General features: G+C 65.4%; 17 protein-coding genes. All 17 read left to right on the top strand.

Going from position 1 to position 17,040, the window contains the following annotated elements:
• The first annotated feature begins 2 nt into the window (after positions 1-2).
• The 17 genes from BMY35_RS30930 to BMY35_RS30850 all read left to right on the top strand — a co-directional run bounded on the left by BMY35_RS30930 (position 3) and on the right by BMY35_RS30850 (position 17,035).
• Positions 3-338 (top strand): aromatic ring-opening dioxygenase LigA, encoded by a 336-nt coding sequence (locus tag BMY35_RS30930; RefSeq protein WP_056588131.1) that lies wholly within the window; start codon positions 3-5, stop codon positions 336-338.
• Complete coding sequence (locus BMY35_RS30925) at positions 335-1,162, top strand: DODA-type extradiol aromatic ring-opening family dioxygenase (protein ID WP_093206833.1); 828 nt, start codon at positions 335-337, stop codon at positions 1,160-1,162. Before BMY35_RS30930 ends, BMY35_RS30925 begins: the two co-directional genes overlap by 4 nt.
• Before the next feature lie 16 nt (positions 1,163-1,178).
• Entirely contained in the window at positions 1,179-1,586 is a 408-nt protein-coding gene (locus BMY35_RS30920) for a 5-carboxymethyl-2-hydroxymuconate Delta-isomerase (protein WP_093206832.1), read from the top strand.
• A gap of 27 nt (positions 1,587-1,613) precedes the next feature.
• Positions 1,614-2,417: a 2-oxo-hept-4-ene-1,7-dioate hydratase gene (gene hpaH, locus BMY35_RS30915; protein WP_093206830.1), complete on the top strand. Its 804-nt coding sequence runs from the start codon at positions 1,614-1,616 to the stop codon at positions 2,415-2,417.
• Positions 2,418-2,427: 10 nt separating this feature from the next.
• Positions 2,428-3,249: a 4-hydroxy-2-oxoheptanedioate aldolase gene (gene hpaI / locus BMY35_RS30910; protein ID WP_093206829.1), complete on the top strand. Its 822-nt coding sequence runs from the start codon at positions 2,428-2,430 to the stop codon at positions 3,247-3,249.
• Positions 3,250-3,283: 34 nt separating this feature from the next.
• On the top strand, positions 3,284-3,754 hold the full coding sequence (locus BMY35_RS30905; RefSeq protein ID WP_093206827.1) for a nuclear transport factor 2 family protein: 471 nt from the start codon (positions 3,284-3,286) through the stop codon (positions 3,752-3,754).
• A 40-nt stretch (positions 3,755-3,794) separates the two neighbouring features.
• Entirely contained in the window at positions 3,795-5,531 is a 1,737-nt protein-coding gene (gene ilvD / locus BMY35_RS30900; RefSeq protein ID WP_093206826.1) for a dihydroxy-acid dehydratase, read from the top strand.
• 36 nt (positions 5,532-5,567) lie between these two features.
• Entirely contained in the window at positions 5,568-6,563 is a 996-nt protein-coding gene (locus BMY35_RS30895) for a Bug family tripartite tricarboxylate transporter substrate binding protein (RefSeq protein ID WP_093206824.1), read from the top strand.
• Positions 6,564-6,582: 19 nt separating this feature from the next.
• Positions 6,583-7,383 carry a class II aldolase/adducin family protein gene (locus BMY35_RS30890; protein ID WP_093206823.1) on the top strand — a complete coding sequence of 267 codons (801 nt, stop codon included), beginning with the start codon at positions 6,583-6,585 and terminating at the stop codon, positions 7,381-7,383.
• A gap of 19 nt (positions 7,384-7,402) precedes the next feature.
• The gene (locus BMY35_RS30885) at positions 7,403-8,380 is read left to right on the top strand and encodes a 2-dehydropantoate 2-reductase (RefSeq protein ID WP_093206821.1); all 978 of its coding nucleotides are present in this window, start codon (positions 7,403-7,405) and stop codon (positions 8,378-8,380) included.
• Between the two features lie 221 nt (positions 8,381-8,601).
• Entirely contained in the window at positions 8,602-8,805 is a 204-nt protein-coding gene (locus BMY35_RS30880) for a hypothetical protein (RefSeq protein ID WP_170217205.1), read from the top strand.
• 947 nt (positions 8,806-9,752) lie between these two features.
• Positions 9,753-10,934, top strand: a complete 1,182-nt coding sequence (locus BMY35_RS30875) for a polysaccharide biosynthesis/export family protein (RefSeq protein ID WP_093206820.1) — start codon at positions 9,753-9,755, stop codon at positions 10,932-10,934.
• Positions 10,931-11,386 carry a low molecular weight protein-tyrosine-phosphatase gene (locus BMY35_RS30870; protein ID WP_093206818.1) on the top strand — a complete coding sequence of 152 codons (456 nt, stop codon included), beginning with the start codon at positions 10,931-10,933 and terminating at the stop codon, positions 11,384-11,386. The genes BMY35_RS30875 and BMY35_RS30870 overlap by 4 nt, the downstream gene beginning before the upstream one ends.
• Positions 11,383-13,644, top strand: a complete 2,262-nt coding sequence (locus tag BMY35_RS30865) for a polysaccharide biosynthesis tyrosine autokinase (RefSeq protein WP_093206817.1) — start codon at positions 11,383-11,385, stop codon at positions 13,642-13,644. Before BMY35_RS30870 ends, BMY35_RS30865 begins: the two co-directional genes overlap by 4 nt.
• Before the next feature lie 267 nt (positions 13,645-13,911).
• Positions 13,912-14,691: a sugar transferase gene (locus BMY35_RS30860; protein WP_240652256.1), complete on the top strand. Its 780-nt coding sequence runs from the start codon at positions 13,912-13,914 to the stop codon at positions 14,689-14,691.
• 128 nt (positions 14,692-14,819) lie between these two features.
• Positions 14,820-15,893 carry a hypothetical protein gene (locus BMY35_RS30855; protein ID WP_256230101.1) on the top strand — a complete coding sequence of 358 codons (1,074 nt, stop codon included), beginning with the start codon at positions 14,820-14,822 and terminating at the stop codon, positions 15,891-15,893.
• Positions 15,890-17,035 carry a polysaccharide pyruvyl transferase family protein gene (locus BMY35_RS30850; RefSeq protein WP_093206815.1) on the top strand — a complete coding sequence of 382 codons (1,146 nt, stop codon included), beginning with the start codon at positions 15,890-15,892 and terminating at the stop codon, positions 17,033-17,035. The genes BMY35_RS30855 and BMY35_RS30850 overlap by 4 nt, the downstream gene beginning before the upstream one ends.
• Positions 17,036-17,040: the final 5 nt, after the last annotated feature.

Raw genomic sequence — 17,040 nt, 5'->3', positions numbered from 1 at the left:
CGATGAGCCTCTATGCGATGCAGAAATTCTTGTTCGCGCTCAATCGCGAGCAGGAGGTGCAGCGGCGCTATGCCGAAGGCGGCGCAACGCGCGCGGCGCTGCTGGGCGCCTACGACTTCACGGACGAGGAACGCGAGGCCATCGACACCGGCGACATCGGCAAGCTCTACGTGCTCGGCTGCAACGGCCAGCTGCTGATGCACTTCGCGCCGCTGCTGGGCATTCCATGGGCCGACTACCTCGAAGCCATGCGCGAAGGCGTGCGCAAGTACGGCCCGGTGCGCGCGGGCATCTACGCAATGACAACCGGAACCGACGAGAAAGTGGCGGGCGTATGAGTCTCGTATTCGCAGGCGTGTGCAGCCACGCCCCCGGCATCACCGGCCGCGCGCATCTTGCCGACCCGGCCGTGAAGGACGAGTTCCACGCGCAGTTCCATCGCTTCGGCGAAGCGATGCGCGCGACGAAGCCCGACGCGGTGATCGTGATCGCAGCCGAGCACTTCGCGAACTTCTTCATGAACAACATGCCGGCCTACGCGATCGGCATGGCCGACAGCTACGAGGGCCCCATCGAAGACCCGAAGTGGCTGGGCATCGAGAAGCACCGCATCCCCGGCGACGCCGCGCTGTCGCAGCGGCTGATCCGCGAAGTGATGCAGACGGTGGACGTGGCCTATGCGGAGGAATGGAAGTTCGACCACGGCATCATGGTGCCGCTGAACTTCCTCACGCCGAAGTTCGACACCAAGGTCATCCCCGTGAACATCAACTGCCAGGGCCCGCCGCTCACGCCGCTGCACCGCGCGTGGGCCTTCGGCGAAGCACTGCGCCGCGCCTGCGACAAGGTTCCCGAGCGCATCGCGCTGGTGGGCACGGGCGGCATCTCGCATTGGCCAGCCACCCCCGATTCGGGCAAAGTCAACGCCGAATGGGACGCCGAGTTCATGCGCCGCTGGTGCGCCAACGACCGCGAAGCACTGCTCTCGCAGGGCGACTACGGCGACGAGGTCACCTACCGCGAAGCGGGCCAGGGCGGCTTCGAGATCCGCACCTTCATCAGCGTGGCGGCGGCCGCGCGCGGCAAGGGCGAGATCTTCCACATGAAGGCGATCCCGATCTTCGCGGTGACCTGCACGGCCGCGACGATGTCGGTGGAATAAGCGGAGAGCAGCACTCATGCCCCATCTCGTGATCCTCTACACGCCGAACATCGAGGCCGAGACCGACATGTCGGCCCTGTGCCGCACGCTGGCCGACACCATGCTGAAGCAGCGCGACGAGGCCGACAAGCCGGTGTTCCCCATCGGCGGCACGCGCGTGCTGGCCTACCCCGCCGCGCACTACGCGGTGGCCGACGGCAAGGCCGACTACGCCTTCGTGTACCTCAACATCCGCATGGCCACCGGGCGCTCCGAGGCGGTGAAGAAGAAGGCCGGCGACGAGCTGCTGGCCGACGTGCGCGCGCATTTCGCGCCGATCTTCGACAGGCGCCACATCGGCATCACGCTGCAGATCGACGAGAGCCCGGGGCAGGTGTACGACGGCAAGCACAGCAACCTGCATCCGCTGTTCAACAAGAGCTGAACGACAACAAGAGAAGAACGGACCCACATGCTCTCCAAAGCCACCATCGCCCAACTGGCCGCCGAGCTGCACGAAAGCGAGAAGTCGCGCGTGCAGGTCGAGCACTTCTCCAAGCGCTTTCCCGAGATGACCGTCGAGGACGGCTACGCCATCTCTCGCGAATGGGTGAAGACCAAGATCGCCGAGGGCCGCACCGTCAAGGGCCACAAGATCGGCCTGACCTCGCGCGCCATGCAGCAGTCCAGCCAGATCGACGAGCCCGACTACGGCACGCTGCTGGACGACATGTTCTTCGAGCAGGGCGGCGACATCCCGTTCAAGCGCTTCATCGCGCCGCGCATCGAGGTCGAGCTGGCCTTCATCCTCGGCAAGAAGCTGCAGGGCCCGAACGTGACCATCTTCGACGTGCTGGCCGCTACCGACTACGTCGTACCCGCCATCGAGATCATCGACGCGCGCATCGAACAGTTCGACCGCCACACCAAGGCCCCGCGCAAGGTGTTCGACACCATCTCCGACAACGCCGCCAACGCGGGCATCGTGATGGGCGGCCGTCCGGTGAAGCCCGACGCGGTGGACCTGCGCTGGGTGAGCGCGCTGCTCTTCAAGAACGGCGTGATCGAGGAATCGGGCGTGGCCGCGGCCGTGCTCAACCACCCGGCCACCGGCGTGGCCTGGCTCGCGAACAAGCTCGCGCCCTGGGACGAGTGCCTGGAAGCCGGCGAAGTGGTGCTGGGCGGCTCGTTCACGCGGCCGACCACCGCCGTGCCGGGCGACACCTTCCATGCCGACTACGGCCCGCTGGGCTCCATCTCGTTCCGCTTCGCCTGAAGAGAAAACCATGCACACCCCCATCAACACCTTCAAGCAGGCCCTCGCGGCCGGCAAGCCCCAGATCGGCCTTTGGGTCGGGCTGGCCGACGGCTACGTGGCCGAGATCCTGGCCGGCACCGGCTACGACTGGCTGCTGGTCGACGGCGAGCACGCGCCCAACGACGTGCGCTCTGTGCTCGCGCAACTGCAGGGCATTTCGAGCGCATGGTCGGCTCAGCCTGAATCGGAGCGCTCGCACCCCGTCGTGCGCATCCCGGTGGGCGACACCACGCTCATCAAGCAGTACCTCGACATCGGCGCGCAGACGCTGCTCGTGCCGATGGTCGACACGGCCGAGCAGGCCGCGCGGCTCGTGCAAGGCATGCGCTACCCGCCCGAGGGCATCCGCGGCATGGGCAGCGCGCTGGCGCGCGCCTCGCGCTGGCAGGCCTACCCCAACTACCTGCACGAGGCCAACGCCCAGACCTGCCTGCTGGTGCAGGCCGAGACGGTGGAGGCGATGAAGAACCTCGATGCCATCGCAGCCACGCCGGGCGTGGACGGCGTGTTCATCGGCCCGGCCGATCTGTCGGCCTCGATGGGCTTCGTGGGCCAGCCCAACCATCCCGAGGTGCAGGCGGTGATCGCCGACGCCATCGCGCGCATCCTCAAGGCCGGCAAGGCGCCGGGCATCCTGTCGACCACCGAGGAGCAGGCGCGCAAGTGGCTCGCGGCCGGCGCGCTGTTCGTGGCTGTGGGCGTGGACACCATCGTGCTGACGGCAGCGGCGAAGCAGCTGGCGGCCAAGTTCAAGAACGCCCAGGGCGCGCAGACGCCCAACGGCTACTGATTTCCTTTTCTTCTTCAACCAGGGAGTTTTGACGATGCATCGCATGACCTGGGCCGCCATGGCCGCGTCCGCCACTCTTTTCCTCGCCGCTTGCGCGCCCATGGGCGGCGGCAAGCCCGGAACGACCGCCCAGCAGGAAGCCAACCGCCAGGCCGTGCTCGCCTTCTACGAGAAGGGCCTGAACCAGAAGGACGCCGACGCGGCCCTGCAGTACGTGGGCAACCGCTACGTGCAGCACAACCCCACGGCGGCCGACGGGCCCGAGGGCTTCCGCAAGTTCATCGCCTTCCTGCGCGAGAAGTTTCCGAACTCCAGGAGCGAGATCAAGCGCAGCTTCGTCGACGGCGACTACGTGATCCTGCACGTCAACGCGATCCGCGAGCCGGGCACGCGCGGCAGCGCCATCGTCGACATCTTCAAGCTGGAGAACGGGAAGATCGTCGAGCACTGGGACGTGGTGCAGCCTGTGCCCGAGACAGCCGCGAACAAGAACGGCATGTTCTGACTTCCTCCCGCAATCAAGCCAGCCGACGCCAGCCAGTCCGATGACCACGCCAACCGATCCGACACCCAAGCGCTTCCGCTCCGCCACCATCCGCGAGGGCACGATCCGCGCGACCACGCGCAGCTTCCTGCACGCGCTGGGCCAGGACGACGAGGACATCGCGCGCCCGCACGTCGGCGTGTTCCACACGGGCGGCGAGATGAGCCCGTGCAACCTCAACCTGCGCGACCAGGCGCAGCACGCCAAGACCGGCATCTACGCGGGCGGCGGCACGCCGCACGAATGCCCGGTGGTGTCGATCAGCGACGGGCTGACGATGGCGCATTCGGGCATGCGCTTCTCGCTGATCTCGCGCGAGCTCATCGCCGACAGCGTGGAGGCCTCCACGCGCGGCCACCAGTGGGACGGCATCTTCGCCATCGGCGCCTGCGACAAGAACCTGCCGGGGCTGATGATGGGCATGGTCCGCTGCAACGTGCCCAGCGTGTTCGTGCACGGCGGCTCGGCGCTGCCGGGCCAGATGCCGGGCCCCGACGGGCAGGACCTCAACGTGGTCGACACCTACGAGACCATCGGCAAGGTGCTGGCCGGCACCGCCACGCACGACGAGCTCGACGCCATGAGCCGCGCCTGCCTGCCCACCGCCGGCGCCTGCGCGGGGCAGTTCACGGCCAACACCATGGGCATGGTGTCGGAGGCGCTGGGCCTCGCGCCCATCGGCTCCAGCATGGTGCCGGCCGTGTTCAGCGAACGCGCGCCGCTGATGCGCCGCGCGGCGAAGCAGCTGATGAAGGCGGTGTTGGGCGATGGTCCGCTTCCGCGCGACATCGTCACGCGCAAGGCGCTGGAGAACGCCTGCGCCGTCGTCTCGGCCACCGGCGGCTCGACCAACGCGGCGCTGCACCTGCCGGCCATCGCGCACGAGGCGGGCATCAAGTTCCACCTCGACGACGTGGCCGAGATCTTCGCGCGCACGCCGCTCATTGCCGACCTGCGCCCGGGCGGCAAGTACCTGGCGCGCGACGTGTTCTACATCGGCGGGGCGGGCGTCATCCTGCGCACGCTGCTGGAGCAGGGCTTCCTGCACGGCGACGCGCTCACCTTCACCGGCCGCACGATGGCCGAGGAACTGGCCGGCGCCCTCGCGCCCGACGGCCGCGTGGTGCGCGAGGCCGGCAACCCGATCACGCGCGACGGCGGGCTGGCGGTGCTCAAGGGCAATCTGTGCCCCGACGGCGCGCTGCTCAAGACGGCCGGGCTCAAAGGCCTCGTGTTCCGCGGCCCGGCACGCGTCTTCAATTCGGAGGAAGAGGCGCAGACGGCCGTGCAGAACCGCAGCTACGAGGCGGGCGACGTGATCGTGATCCGCAACGAAGGGCCCAGGGGCAGCCCCGGCATGCGCGAGATGCTGGGCATCACCGCCCTGCTCTACGGCCAGGGCATGGGCGACAAGGTGGCGCTGCTGACCGACGGGCGCTTCTCGGGCGCGACGCGCGGTCTGTGCATCGGCTACGCGGGGCCCGAGGCGGCGGATGGCGGCCCGATCGCCGCGCTGCGCGACGGCGACATGGTGTCGATCGACGCGCGGGCGGAGGCGCGCTCGATCACGGTCGATCTCACAGCCGAAGAAATCGCTGCGCGGCTCGCCGGACGTGAGGTAAACGCGGGGGTCGCGCGCGGCGGCCTGCTGGAAAAATACGCGCTCACCGTGCGCCCTGCCCACCAGGGCGCCGTGACCCACTCGGGCGCGGTCACCTGGCTGCGCGACGAGTCCTGATCGACCCTCCATAACCACCGTCCGGAGAGAGACACCATGAGCTTCACGCGCCGCCAGATCCTGCAGACCACCAGTGCATCCGCCTTGATGGCCAGCCTTGGCCAGAACGTCTTCGCGCAGGCGACGACGAACCTCGAGACCGCGACCATCGTCACCGGCTTCGCGGCCGGCGGCACGTCCGACACCACCTGCCGCCGCCTGGCGACGAAGCTCGGCGGGGACTACGCGAAGACCGTGGTGGTGGAGAACCGCACCGGCGCGGGCGGCCAGATCGCCGTGGGCTACGTGAAGGGCAAGCCGGCCGACGGCAGCACCATCCTGCAGACGCCGACCTCGATCCTCACGATCTACCCGCACATCTACAAGAAACTGCCGTACGACCCGATGGTCGACATCACGCCGGTCAGCCTGGCCTGCATCTTCGACTTCGGCTTCGCCGTGGGCCCGGCCGTGCCCGCCAGCGTGAAGACCGTGCCCGAGTTCCTGGCCTGGGCCAAGGCGAACCCGGCGGGCGCCAACTACGGCTCGCCGGCCGCCGGCTCCACGCCGCACTTCATCGGCGCTCTGCTGGGCAAGAAGGGCGAGGTCGAGCTCAAGCACGCGGCCTACCGCGGCACGCAGCCGGCCATGCTCGACCTGCTGGGCGGCAACATCTCGGCGGTATCGGGCCCCATCGGCGACATCACGCAGCACCTGCCCACCGGCAAGGTGCGCATCCTGGGCGTGTCGGGCGCCAAGCGCAGCCGCTTCGCGCCCGAAGTGCCCACCTTCGGCGAACAGGGCCTGAAGGACATGGCGCACAGCGAGTGGTTCGCCTTCTTCCTGCCGGCCAAGGCCTCGCCCGAACTGGTGGCGAAGCTGAACGCCGCAATGAAGAGCGCGCTCGCGCAGAAGGACGTGATCGACGGCCTCGGCACCTTCGGCCTGGAAGCGATGTCTTCCACGCCGGCCGAGCTGACGGAGCTGCTGAAGAAAGACACCGCCAAGTGGGCGCCGATCGTGAAAGAGGTCGGCTTCACCGCGGAGGGTTGAAACACATGAAGGAACTGCCATGAACACACTCGCCAATCCCGTGCCATCGTCGACCTCGGCGCTGGTCCATCCCTCGATCCACCCGGACGAGCGCGCCGCGCGCGAAGAGCTCGCGGCCTGCTATCGCGTGTTCGCGATGCTGGGCTGGACGGAGATGATCTACAACCACATCACCGTGCGCCTGCCCGACAGCGTGACGGGTGGCGAGAAGCAGTTCCTCATCAATCCCTTCGGCCTGCACTACAGCGAGGTCACGGCCAGCAACCTGGTGAAGATCGACCTGCAGGGCAAGGTGCTCGACGGTTCGTCGTACCCGGTGAACCCGGCCGGCTTCACTGTGCATGCGGCCATTCACGACGGCCTGGAAGGCGCCCACTGCGTGATGCACACGCACACCACGGCCGGCGTGGCCGTGGCCTGCCTGCAGGGAGGCCTGCAGCAGACCAATTTCTATACGGCGCAGCTGCACGGCATGGTGGCGTACCACGACTTCGAGGGCATCACCATTCATGCCGACGAAGGTCCGCGCCTGCTGAAGAGCATCGGCGACCGCAACGCGGTGATCCTGCGCAACCACGGCCTGCTGGCCTGGGGGCAGACGCTGCCGCAGACCTTCGCCATTCTTTGGACGCTGCAGCGCGCCTGCGAGATCCAGATGGCGACCTTCTCGATGGGCCAGGCGATTCCGGTGAGCGAGGAGATCGCGCGGCGCTGCACGCGCGACGCACTGCAGTTCAGCCCCGAGCACGGCGCGGGCCAGGACGTGTTCAATGCGCTGGTGCGGCAGGTGGACCGCATCGATCCTTCCTACCGCAACTGAACCGGAACGACCCAAGCTCATGAAGATCTGCATTTACGGCGCCGGCGCGATCGGCGGATGGATCGGCGTCGGCCTCGCCCAGGCGGGGGAGCGCCTCAACGTGGTGGCGCGAGGCGCCACGCTCGAAGCATTGCAGCGCGACGGCCTGTCGCTGATGCGCGGCGACGTGCGCACGCGCGTGCCCGTCAACGCGGTGGCTGACCCCGAGGCCCTGGGCGTGCAGGACCTGGTGGTCATCGCGGTGAAGGCGCCCGCGCTGGCCGGCGTGGCCGAGCGCATCGGGCCGCTGATCGGCGCCGACACCATCGTGCTGGTGGCGATGAACGGCGTGCCGTGGTGGTTCCTGGAAGGCGGCTTCGGCGGCCCGATCACCGGCCATCGCCTCGCGGCCGTGGACCCCGACGGCGCCATCGCGCGCGCCATTCCGTCGCGCAACGTGGTCGGCTGCGTGGTGCATGCGAGCTGCTCGCTCGACGCGCCGGGCGTGGTCCGGCATCACTTCGGCAACGGGCTGATCATCGGCGAGCCCTCGGGCGAGGCCACGCCGCGCGTGCAGAAGCTGCTGGCGCTGCTGAAGAGCACCGGCATCGACACCACGCTGTCGCCGCAGATCCAGAAGGACGTGTGGTTCAAGCTGTGGGGCAACATGACGGTGAACCCGATCAGCGCCCTCACCGGCTGCACCACCGACCTGATCATGGGCGACGACTACGTGCGCGGCTTCATCTCGGCGGTGATGCTGGAGGCCAAGGAGATCGGCCGGCGCATCGGCATCGAGATCACCCAGAGTCCGGAAGACCGGCACGAGATCACCAAGAAGCTGGGCGCGTTCAAGACTTCCATGCTGCAGGACGTGGAGGCCGGGCGCTCGGTGGAACTGGACGCGCTGGTGACGGTGGTGCGCGAACTGGGCGAGCTGACGGCGGTGGCCACGCCGTTCACCGACGCGCTGCTCGGCCTGGCGCGGCTGCGCACGCGGCAGCTCGGGCTGTACTGATCCCCGGGGCGGGATCGCCGATCGGGGCCGGCCGGCGCCAGTCAGGCCGCGCACAGGTTCGGCTCGCAGACTGAAGAACGACGGGTTGGGGGTTGCGGGGGGCCGCAAACCCTGTACACCCGCGTTTCTTCTTGGGCTATCCTCTCGCCACTCAAAATGCACGTAGCGATTTATTACACACCACCAAGGCTGCCTGCATGTCTGAGAACAAGGGGAGACGGATGCGTTTGATCTTCATCGAGCTGCTGGTGGCGCTGGTGTTGCTGCCCATCAGCGGCCTGTTCTGGTGGTGGGCCTTCGGCATGGGCGGCCTCGCCGTGGCCGGCTTCGTGGTGGTTGCCGGCGGCGCGCTCTACCTTGTCGTGCGGGGCGTGCGCTCGGCCAAGAACCAGCTCGGCCACCCCGGCGACGACCGCGAGCAATGAGCCGCGGGGCCTGCAACGGGCCCCATTTCGTACCCCGGCACAGAAACATTCGCATTCAATTCGCCAGGGTTCGGCACAATATTTCTCCTGTATTTGGCGCCTCGAGCGGCAGTGGCAGCCGCTCATGAACCCTTTTTTCTGATTTATCCGGTCCTTTGCACCGGTTGGCCCCGGTTTCAATGATCGGTAATATGAAACATATTCCGGCTCCAGGAATTGCGGGCATCAACAGGCAATACAAAAGTCTTGCCCGGCTCCGAGCAAATCAGAACCCGTACGGAATACGCTCCAGATTAGCCTGAAATCATTCTTCGGCTTCATGGAACGCCATTGCACGCAGTTGGTGCTTTCAGCCCCGTCGAGGGGCGCTCAATTTCCGGATTAATTAGAAAAACGTACTGTCTGCCGGATTCCGCAGCATTCCAGTCGATCATTGCCTCGCCGAAGCCATTTGTTGCCTCCGGCAGGCACTTTGATGTTCCCGGCCCACGGCTTGTCAGCCGCCTCCTACCGAGACACATTTCTTTACAAATTCGAACGCAATATCAAAAACCCTATACAACCTGACTTTGTGGATCGAAAACCACAATCTCCCGGCTGTGCGGGGTAATAAATAGGTCGCAATTTCCGGCCTTCGGAACAGCCTGCAAAACGGGCATTCCTCGCCTCATTTCCCCAGTGAAAACAGGCAGGCGGCAGGCCTGCCGGAACATGACCCTGTGGCTGGCGTGGTCGACGCACGAATAGACACGTCACTTGCGTCTACTCCACCAAAAAGTTGCCTTGCGAAGGCAGCGACAATTCGCGCTCTCGCCGACCTGCCGATAAATCGTCGACTGCCCGGAATAAACCTCCCTCAATAAAAAGAATTAACCGGCGCAATCGATGCCAAATCAGGCTCGGGCTTTGCATGTGCAATCGCAGTTTTTGAAATAACCAAGTTCGCAATGGAGTTCCATTTGACCCGCTACCTGTACCTGACGGGGTGGATCGCCGCCCTGGCCGGTGCGCTGGCGCTTCAGGGCTGCGCGCCGGGCTTCGGCTCGGTGGTGGCCTACGAGCCCGACCAGAGTCCCGCGCCGGCCCTCGCGGCCGACGGCATGCCGGCCGAAGGCGGGCTGGTGCCGATCTCGCCGAGCCTCATCCGGGCCATGGCCGACGCACGGCCCACTGCCGTTCCGCCGGACGTGAAGGCGCTGTTCGGCGAAGCGCCGGTCTACACCATCGGGCCGGGCGACGTGGTGGGCGTGGTCGTCTACGACCACCCCGAGTTGCTGCCGCACGCCGGCGCGGTGATCTCCCAGCAGGTGGACCCCACCGGCATCAGCGTGGCGCCCGGCTTCATCGTCGACGCCTCGGGGCAGATCAGCTTTCCGTACATCGGGCGCGTGAAGATGCAGGGCCTGACCGAGATCGAGGCCTCCGACCTGATCGCCAAGCAGATCGCCAGGTACATCAAGGACCCGCAGGTGACGGTGCGCATCCAGTCCTTCAGAAGCCGCCGCGCCTTCGTGGAAGGCGAGGTGAACTCGCCGGGGCTGCAGATCTTCACCGACGTACCGATGACGCTGGCCGAGGCGCTCAACCGCGCCGGCGGCATCACGGCCGCGGGCGACCGCTCGTTCATCACGCTCACGCGCGGCGACAGGACCACGCTCATCGACCTGCCGAAGCTGCAGGACATCGGCGTCGGCGCCAGCCGCATCCCGCTTCAGAGCGGCGACGTGGTGCAGGTGCGCAACCGCGACGAGAGCAAGGTGTTCGTGATGGGCGAAGTGCTCAAGCCTTCCGCGCTGACCATGCACAACGGCAAGCTCAGCCTCAACGAGGCGCTGGGCGAGGCCGGCAGTGCGAACCTGGGCACCGCGAACACGGGGCAGATCTACGTCGTGCGCAACGGCGGCGGCAGCAACGACGCCGGCGGCGCCAGGAGCACGCCGGCCGTCTTCCATCTCAACGCGAAGAACCCCGCCGCGCTCGCGCTGGCCGACCGCTTTCCGCTGCAGCCGCGCGACGTGGTCTACATCGACTCCGTGCCGCTGGTCACCTGGTACCGGGTGGCCAGCCTGATCCTGCCGGCGACCCAGGCGCTCTACAACAGCGACCAGGTCTACATGAACCACCGATGAGAGCCGTGCTGACCGTCTGCATCGGCAACATCTGCCGAAGCCCCATGGCCGAGGGCCTGCTCGCAGCGGGACTGCCGGGGCTGCGCGTGTTCTCCGCGGGCACCGGTGCGCTCATCGGCAAGCCCGCCGACGCCAAGGCCCAGGCGCTCATGAAGAAGCGCGGCCTCGACATCTCGGGCCACGTCGCGCAGCAGGTGAGCCAGCTTCTGTGCCGGCAGGCCGACCTGATCCTGGTGATGGACCGCGATCAGCGCCGCCACCTCGAGTCGACCTACCCCTTCGTGCGCGGCAAGGTGTTCCGCATCGCCGAATTCGACGGGCACGACGTGCCCGATCCCTATGGAAAAGACGAAGCCGCGTTCGAGCACGCCCTGGCGCTGATCGATGCCGGCACCCGCGCATGGATCGACCGCATTCTGAAAATCACAAAACCCGAGCAGCAAACGACATGAACGCAACCCAGCAAGCCGCGCTGCCGCTGCAAGCCATGGAAGAGGATGGTGATGGCATCAACCTGGCCGAGTACCTGGACATCCTGATCGACAACCGCTGGCTCGTCGCGGCCATCGCCGTCGTGGCCGTGCTGCTGGGCACGGCGTACGCCTTTCTCGGCAAGCCGGTCTACGAAGGCAACGTCGCGGTGCAGGTCGAAGACTCCGGCAACTCGGCCGGGAGCTTCCTGGGCGATGCGGCCTCTTCGCTGTTGAGCGTGAAGACGCCGGCCGCGGGCGAGATCGAAATACTTCGCTCGCGCGCCATCCTCGGCAAGGCGGTGGAGAACACCAAGCTCTACATCAGCGCCCGGCCGCGCTACGCGCCCTTCGTGGGCAGCTGGCTCGCGCGCCGCGCCACCGAGCTTTCGGACCCCGGCTTCATGGGGCTCTCGGGCTACGTGACGGGCACCGAGAAGATCCTCGTGCCGAAGTTCGACGTGCCCGTCGACTTCGAGGACAAGAAGTTCACGCTGACCCTCGGCACCGACGGCCAGTACGAGCTGAGCAACCCGGACATCGACACGCCGATGAAGGGCCGCATCGGCACCCTGATGGAAGCGAAGGTGCCGGGCGTTCCCAACGGCAACCTGAGCCTGATGGTCACGAGCGTCGAGGCCAAGCCCGGCGCGCAGTTCGTGCTCGTGCGGTCTTCGACGCAGCTCACGCTGCTGGCGCTGCAGGACGCGCTCAAGGTGGTCGAGAAGGGCAAGCAGTCGGGCGTGCTCGACGTGAGCTGGAAGAACCCCGACGCCGAGAAGCTCACGCAGCTGCTCAACGAGATCGGCCGGCTCTACGTGCGCCAGAACATGGAGCGCAAGGCGGCCGAGGCGGAGAAGACGCTGGGCTTCCTCGACGGCGCGCTGCCGCAGTTCAAGAAGCAGCTCGAGCAGTCGGAAGACATCTACAACCGCTACCGCAACCAGAACGGCACCGTCAGCCTCGACGACGAGGCGAAGAACGCGCTGACCCAGACGGTCGACCTGCAGTCCAAGCTGCTCGAGGCGGAGCAGAAGCGGCGCGAGCTCACCTCGCGCTTCACCAGCGAGCATCCCAACGTGCAGACGCTGGACGCGCAGGTCGCCGCCTGGAAGAGCGCGCTGGCCACCGTCGACGCGCGCATCCGCAAGATGCCCGAGCTGCAGCAGAACACGGTGCGCATGCAGCGCGACATCAAGGTGAACACCGACCTGTACGTGTCGCTGCTCAACAGCTCGCTGCAGATGCGGCTGGCCAAGGAGGGCAAGGTGGGCAACGTTCGCCTGCTCGACGAGGCCATCGTTCCGGAAGAACCGGTGTGGCCCAAGCGGCCGCTGGTCATCGCGCTGGCGGCGATCCTCGGGCTGGCCGCCGGCTTCGGCGCCGCGATCGCGCGCAGCTCCTTCTTCGGCGGCATCCGCAATCCGGCCGAGATCGAGAACCACACCGGCCTCAACGTCTACAGCAGCGTTCCGCTCAGCGCCGCGCAGCGCACCATCGACAGGAACATCGAGAACAAGCTTGCCGGCAAGCACGTGCTGGCGCACCTGCAGCCGGAGGACCCGGCGGTGGAAAGCCTGCGCAGCCTGCGCACGGCGCTGCAGTTCGCGATGCTGGAGGCGACCAACAACCGCCTGCTCATCTCGGGCGCGACGCCCGGCGTTGGCAAGACCTTCATCTCGGTCAACTTCGCGGCGATCACCGCGGCCACCGGAAAGCGCGTGCTGCTGATAGATGCCGACCTGCGCAAGGGCCGGGTCAGCCAGTTCTTCTCGATCCCGCGCTCCTCCGGCCTGTCGGAACTGATCGCCGGGACGCTGGACTTCAAGCAGGCCATCCGCCCTGCCGTGCTGCCCAACCTGGACATCATGACCACGGGGGTGCTGCCGCCGAACCCTGCGGAGTTGCTGACCAGCGAGTCCTTCGTGCACGTGCTGGAAAAGCTGTCGCCGCAGTACGACCTCGTGGTCATCGACACCGCCCCGGTCCTGGTGGCCGCCGACACCGCCTCGGTGGCACCGCTCGCCAGCACCCTGCTGCTCGTGGCACGAGCCGAAAAGACCCAGCTGGGCGAATTGAACGAAACCGTCAGAAGGCTCGCCCATGCTGGCAGAACTGTAAATGGCGTAATTCTGAATGCTATTGATTTAAGCCGCCGCCACGCTGGAAGCGGGGGTTACAAATACGGCGCTTACAAACAGTTGCAATACACATACAATACCAACAGGGATTCCACTTAGACCGACTGAATTGGAGTTAAATTCAAAATCATGCGACGGGTTTCAGCCTGGCGCATCGATTAAATACTCAAATAGTATTCGGAATAAAAAGGCACTACAAATGGCTGTTAGTTCATTCGTATTGCCTTCATCGAGTCATTTGGCCGCGCAATAGTTTCTGCACTGCAGACACTAAGAGGCATTTGTGCGGGTAGTGTCGGCCAAAAATACAGGGCCATAACCGAGGATCTGCGGGCATTTGCCCGCATGAGGAAAGGTGCGTCAAAAATGAAAGCATTTCGACGGGAAATCTTGTCGCGCTTCAAATCCGGATGGAAAAACCCCATGGGCAATCTCCGTCCCGAGGAATCGCTCGTACCGCAAGGCTGGGATATCTCCGAGGCCAGCGGTGAAATGGCCCGCGGCGGCTCGCAATCCGGAATCAGCCATTCGCCATTGCTGAAGGTCGCGAAAAGATCGGTGGATATCGGCGCCGCTCTTTTCTTCTTTGCCGCCTTCGGCTGGCTTTTCGTGCTGCTCGGCCTGTGCGTTTTCGCCAGTTCCGGCGCGCCGGTGCTCTATTACCAGCCGCGATACGGAAAGAACGGGCGGGTATTCCGCTTCTACAAATTCCGCTCGATGATCGCCAATTCGGCCCAGGTGCTGGAAGAGCACCTGAAGAACAATCCCGAGGCGCGCCGCCAATGGGACGAATACCAGAAGCTGGACGACGACCCGCGCATCACCCGGTTCGGCAAATTCATCCGCAAGACCAGCCTCGACGAATTGCCGCAATTCTGGAACGTGCTGATGGGCGACATGAGCCTGATCGGCCCCCGCCCCTGCATGCTCGAGCAGAAGGAGCTCTATGGCCACAACTGGTCGCATTACTGCGCCGTGCGGCCCGGAATTACCGGCCTCTGGCAGGTCAGCGGGCGCAACCAGCTGACCTACAACGCTCGCGTCGCGCTCGACGTGAGATATGTCGAGACCCTTTCCGTCGGGAAGGACGTCGACATCTTCTTCAGGACCATCTGGGTGGTTGCTGCCGGTCACGGGTCGCGATGAATCTCGTCGGTCCCGGGTGATCGGCTCCGGCCGGATCGGTCGGAGTACGTCTTCCACGGAGTCCGCGCCGCAAGGCCGGACAGACCTTCTTTCGCTTTGCAAATGATCGGATTGGAATCCACATGCGGATGAGCCACGCCATTCCAGGTCCGGCCGCGACACCACGAACAACAACAAGAAGAGGCACGCGCCGCTTCAACCAGTACTCGATTGCCGGAGTGCTGATCGTGTTCGTGTACGTGATCATCTATGCGTATTTCCGGGAAATGCTTCCCGAGAAATGGAGCGTCGATTCGGCAAAGATCCTCGAGATCCTGAATTACGGCGGAACGGACGAAATGGACAATTCGTTCGCCGTCACGGCCGCGCTGTTCAGCATCATCGGATCGGACAACCTCGACGTCTTCACCTGCATCAGCAGCGCGATATTTCTTTTTTTCGCGACGCACAAGATCCGCAGGGCCGGCGATTTCTTTTCGCGGCTGCTGCTGATTGCGCCCTGCATCATGCTGAACATGTTCGCCCCGTCAAAAGAGACGGTGGTGCTGCTCATGACCATGTGCATCACCGTGACGACGATCTATTTCCGGACTTCCAGATTTTTCACCATCGGGGCCTTTCTCGGCCTTTATGCGATTTATGGCGTTTTCGTCCGCAATTACTATTTGCTGATCGTCGGCGTATTCTTCATCGTCCATTACCTCTGGCGGCGCCCGCTCAAATACCACGTGCTGGCCGCCATCGTGATCGCCGGCGCGGTTCTGGCCGCGCCCTCCAGTCTTTTGCAGACGCTGCAATCGCCGCGCGACACCTCCAATGCCTATGCGGAACAGATCGGCAGCGACAACCGCACGGCATTCACCAATATCGCGTCGCCCGCCACCGGCCCCGGGTTCCTGGTGAATTACGTCTATGCGGCAACGGTGCTGATCACGCCCGTCATCTATTTCCAGACGCCGAGCGACGCGTTCATGCAATTGATGATCTTCGCCATGCTGCTGATCCTCTACAAGGCGCGGCGAAGGTCCAGGCGGCAGCCGGAGCAATTCGAGCCCCGTTTCTTCGGCAGTCTTTTCGTCGCGCACATCCTCGTTCAATTGATATTCGAACCGGACCTCGGCAGTTTCACCAGGCATCTGACTTCCGTGATGCTTTATCTGATCGCCATCAAGGTTTCCGGAAACAAGCCAATTCAAAGATGAAAAAAATCCTGATTTGCGCGGTGCCGTTCAGCGACAACCTGGGCGACGGCGTCATCGCGGCCTCGCTGGCCCACATCGCGGACATGAAGTACCCGGGCGTGAAGGTCGAGTTCCTCGACATCGCCGGGCGCGTCGCGTTCGACGAATCCAACCTGCGCGGCGGCGGCGCGTTCGGCGTCTTCCAGAAGCTGCCTTCGGTGCTGCGCTCCGCAATCGTTTTCGCGTACTGCCTGAAGAACTACCTGCTGAACTGGCGCAGGCAATGGCAGGCAGCGGTGGCCGATGCCGACCTGGTCATCGTCGGCGGCGGCCAGCTCTTCTGCGACGTGGCGCTGAACTTTCCGTCGAAGCTCTTCTTCCTGGGCAGGCTGCTGCGCGGGAAGAAGGTAGCCGTGGTGTCGGTCGGGGTCACGGCCAGATGGTCCTTCTGGGGAAAGCTGCTCGTGGGCAAGTTCCTCCAGAACGCCGCGCCGGTCTTCTACGCCACGCGCGACGTGGATTCGGCGAACAACCTGCACGCCTTCTTCCGCATTCCGCGCAGCCGGATCAGCGTGGTTCCCGACCCGGCGCTGGTCTGCGCGAGCGCCTTCTCGGAAGAACTCTCGCCCGAGAAGAAGTGGGACGTGGGCATCTGCGTCAGCAGCCTCGATGCCCTGGTGATGAATTCCGAGTACGGAAGCACGCGCACCGTCGGCTCGGCGGAGTTCTTCTCGGGCCTGGCCGAAGCGCTGCAGGCCGAAGGCGCCCGGGTGCTGTACTTCACGAACGGCGCGGCGGAGGACAACAAGGTCCTGGCCGAGATTTCCTCCCGCGCCACGGCGGCGAACTTCTCGTTCGCCGTTCCGAAGCGCCCCGACGACCTCGTCACGCTGATCAGCGCCTGCTCCTGCATCGCCGCCCACAGGCTGCACGCGAACATCGTCGCCTACAGCCTGGGCATTCCCTCCCTGGGCATGAATTGGGACAAGAAGGTCGAGTCCTTCTTCCAGCTCACGAACCGCACCCAGCACCTGTTCGGCCTCTCGCCCCGGCACGACGAGCTGAAGGCCTCCGTGCTGGCACTGCTCCAGGCACGAAACGACCGTGAGCGGCTGCACGAGCTGCAGTCCGCCGTCATCGCCGGAACCCACGCATTGATCTGAGCCGA

The sequence above is a fragment of the Variovorax sp. YR750 genome, from assembly GCF_900109805.1.
In the GTDB taxonomy this organism is placed as follows: Bacteria; Pseudomonadota; Gammaproteobacteria; order Burkholderiales; family Burkholderiaceae_C; genus Variovorax; species Variovorax gossypii.
The sequence above is the reverse complement of the archived record's forward strand: the minus strand, read 5'-3'. Positions and strand labels throughout refer to the sequence as shown.